The organism is Arthrobacter sp. MYb221, from assembly GCF_002979835.1.
Classification (GTDB): Bacteria; Actinomycetota; Actinomycetes; order Actinomycetales; family Micrococcaceae; genus Glutamicibacter.
Genome location: NZ_PCPW01000029.1, coordinates 1 through 3,955 on the forward strand (window position 1 = coordinate 1; position 3,955 = coordinate 3,955).

General features: G+C 51.5%; 1 protein-coding gene and 3 tRNA genes. All 4 read left to right on the top strand.

Annotated elements, in window-relative coordinates:
• The first annotated feature begins 870 nt into the window (after positions 1-870).
• On the top strand, positions 871-2,247 hold the full coding sequence (locus tag CQ015_RS18450; protein WP_096286796.1) for an FAD-binding oxidoreductase: 1,377 nt from the start codon (positions 871-873) through the stop codon (positions 2,245-2,247).
• 95 nt (positions 2,248-2,342) lie between these two features.
• A tRNA-Pro gene (locus tag CQ015_RS18455) sits at positions 2,343-2,416 on the top strand.
• Positions 2,417-2,715: 299 nt separating this feature from the next.
• A tRNA-Gln gene (locus tag CQ015_RS18460) sits at positions 2,716-2,787 on the top strand.
• 48 nt (positions 2,788-2,835) lie between these two features.
• A tRNA-Glu gene (locus CQ015_RS18465) sits at positions 2,836-2,908 on the top strand.
• Positions 2,909-3,955: the final 1,047 nt, after the last annotated feature.

Genomic DNA, 3,955 nt, shown 5'->3' on the forward strand with positions numbered 1-3,955 from the left:
AGGTCACCGCCGGACTTAACTTAGTATGATGGTTTGAGGCCCTTGCACCTGTTGGTGTGGGGGCCTCACCTGTTTAACCCGCGGGGGTGTGCGGGGGTGTGTGGGTTGTGTGGTTCTGCCTGGCGAGGCGGGACCTTTTTGCGCTTTAACCAGGGTTGAATGCCTGGATCTTGACCCAGTCGTTCTGATCGACGACTCCTTCCCCGCGATGGTGCACTCCATAGAGCTCTGGCGCGATAGTCACTACTCCATCTTCCTGCATAGGCTTTGTTCTTGTCGGCGCTGTGTAGTGCTCCGCCGGTTGATTGATGAGCCCAGTTCTGATGTTCGCTGATGCTCATGCCCATAGGCAGGGATCTTCGACCCGCGTTTTGTTATATGGCGTAAGTTCATCCGTCAATATACGCGGCGTCGACTCCGACCTTGTGGCACCAATCGATAAGTGCTTGACTCTGCTTTATTCGAAACCGTACAAGTTTAGTCACGCGCGAAATGGCGTTAAACAGGGATGCTTGGATAATGGGTGGACGGTATGTCCGACGATGACGACAGCCGAATGCATTTCCTCATGGTGTGATTCTACGTTCACGAGTATAGAGTCATCGCTGCCTAGATCTCGACGCTACCAATTCGATTCCCGTCAAGAGAAAACACATCGAGAAGATACTACCTGCTCAACAAACACTGATCTATATGTAACGACAGGATATGCTCGACTTCCGAGGTAAGTAGCAGATTCAGTTGGTATGGAGCCTAGCTGGGCCCTGGGTTGATTACGATGACAAGATATCTTCCCGACTGGAAGTATTCGATTAGGCTGCGGAAGATCGACGACCACAGAATCTCCGGATCATACGACAAGGACGTCTTATGTCAGAAACGCAGTCAGATTTTCTTATCCAACTGAACACAGTGCTTTCTGCTGAGCAACTGGAACAGCGCGCAGAAGTACTACTGGAGAATTCCCGGGACTTCGGGCAATTCGTCGGCGACCCCATCATGCCTCTGGCCGTGGTTTACCCCCGAACGGTTGAAGACGTCCAAAAGGTAATGCGACTGGCCTACGAACATCGCATGCCCGTTGTTTCGCGTGGTGCCGGTACCGGTGTATCCGGAGGCGTTCACGTAACCGGTAAGTGCATTGTCCTGAACCTCATGCAGATGAACCGAATCGTGGAAGTTCGCCCCGAAGACGAAGTCGCGGTGGTGGAACCTGGAGTGATCAACTATGACTTGAACGTAGCTGTCTCCGAACACGGTCTCATGTACGCACCGGATCCGGCCAGCTATAAGATGTCTACCATTGGTGGCAATATTGCCACCAATGCTGGTGGTCTACGCTGTGCCAAATACGGAGTGACACGTGAATCGGTACTTGCTGTAGACGTTGTTCTGTCGGATGGCCGTTTAGTTCATCTGGGACGTAATACCTTCAAAGGTGTTGCAGGCTACGACCTCACCGGATTGTTTACCGGTTCGGAGGGAACACTTGGCGTCGTGGTGCGCGCGGTGCTGCGCTTACGATATTTGCCGGTGGATGAGCGCGACATCTCGATGTTATTCCCAAGTTTGGAAGCAGCAGTCCTTGGCGTTCAACGCATAGCCCGCGCCCGCGTACAGCCGGCCATTCTGGAGCTCCTTGATTTGCCGACTATCGAAATCTTAGATGATCAATACTCGACCAACTATGCAGCGCATGGTGGTGCCATGCTCTTAGTCAGGGTGGATGGATATGGCGCCGAAAAGGAAGAAGCTGTCATTCGCGAGACCTTCGAGAACCAAGAAGTAACCCTCAGCGACTCCGGTGCGGACGAAGCCACAACGCTTATCGAAATGCGGCGAACAAGCCGTGGAGATACTAAAGACGATGCCTATCGCATGGGGGAGGACATTGCAGTGCCAAAGAGCAAGATGTCCGACTACGTGCGAGAACTGCGACAGATCGCTTACTCTCACGAGGTAGATGTCAGAGTCATTGCCCATGCGGGGGACGGCAACCTGCATCCTACATTCTCGGTTGAACCCGGTGCCGGAGTCGATCCTCTGGCGAGACTTTCTAAGGCATTGGAAGGATCAATTCGATTGGCCATCGAGATGGGCGGAACCATCACCGGTGAACATGGAGTCGGCCTTATCAAACGCGATTGGTTGAGCTGGGAACAAACTGCTGACGTTCTGCTTCTCCAGCAAGAAATCAAAGCGCTGTTTGACCCGAGGAATATTCTCAACCCCGGCAAGGCACTTTAGTTTCCTTGAACGACGTCCGTTCCTTCTTCAATAGCTCACTGGCAGATTTAGCACAGACGCATCCCCGGGTGTAGTGTATAACCGTTGTAGAGTTACGGGATATAGCGCAGCTTGGTAGCGCGCGTCGTTCGGGACGACGAGGTCGCAGGTTCAAATCCTGTTATCCCGACTAGCAAATGAATAAGGGGGTCCCTAGGGACCCCCTTATTTTTGGTTGAGGGTGTCGTGCGCATATTTCACCGTCCATCGCCAGAGGTATCCAAGCCCGCCGTTCCACTCCCCGCGTACCTGTAGTCGGGCTCTGTTTTGACGTAAAACTGCACCTCAACACAATAGAGCTGTAGATCACTCGAGGAGAAGGGCTCAAAAGATGCCTAAACGAGTTTTCTTATGTATAGTTATATCTCGTGCTAAGGCATTTCGAAGAGAATGATCTTGATGGTCTTCACTGAGGAAGCCAAGTCACATTGGGATATGGTGTAATTGGCAACACAACGGTTTCTGGTTCCGTCATTCTAGGTTCGAGTCCTGGTATCCCAGCGCTTCACCAGAGTAATTTGGTGAGTTGAAGAGAAATCTTCAGCGTACGGCCCCATCGTATAGCGGCCTAGTACTCCGCCCTCTCACGGCGGCAACACGGGTTCGAATCCCGTTGGGGTCACACATCAAAACGCGGAACTTCGGTTCCGCGTTTTTTGCTTTAAGATTACGCTCATCGAACTTCGTGGCCATCCTTTGCGCACGCGCTACTGTTACTTCAGCATCTTCTGTCGGAGCGAGGCGAACGGCAGTATCACCACGGGAACGAACGATGCGCTAGCTGGTGGTTGAGTGGCCGGGACAGACACACGGCCTACCCGCATTGTGTCACTACAGTAGGTCGCGAATGCAACGATGCCTGTGGACCGGGTTTAAGTACTGCCGTAGTTTGCGCCCGGTGATGTCATCGAGGGCAGTGGGATCCACGAGATGTTCAGCAACGGGGATTCACTTAGCCAAGTTTCACCCTTCGACTGGTCGAGGTTCCAGCCCGGGGACGCCAGCTCAACGTCTGGGTTTATCAATTTCATCTCGGATGCCGGCCGGTGGAACCATCTCATCGGAAGGGAGTCTGCGTTTCCCATCTTCGCGCTGCCTGGCCTCTCAAACTGTTGGGCGCCTCGGCATGCCGAAATTGAACGTCACTGCGCATAAGCATCGAAGCATTCAGCGATAGTGATTATTCGGAGGTCAATAGTGAGCAAGCAACCGTGTGTCGGGTGCGGTCTAGGCCTGTTGAACTTTGACAGTGTCTACCGAGATGAAGTCCGGTCATAGAGAGAATAAGGGCCTGTGTGCACGGTCACCTCGGAAAAGGGCCTCCCGATTTGAAACATCCCGCAAATCTGTGTATAGTTTTTATCTGTCGCCGAAACAAGGCCGGAACAAAAACCGGTACAAAATTCGGTGATAATCCCCAGAAAATCAAGAGTTTTACACAGGTCACTGTGGATAAAACGAAATTAATGGGAACCAAGAATACCGATTCAAATCACAAATAATTGATTTGACTTTCAGGAATTCAACGGTATAAAATATAAATATAACGCTGGACGAAATTGCCGCTTGAAAGAGTGGGTAAAGAACCGGTAAGTGTTTGTTGTTTGAGAACTCAATAGTGTGCCAAGTTTATTGATACCGAATTATTTTTAATTTGGTGGATATATAA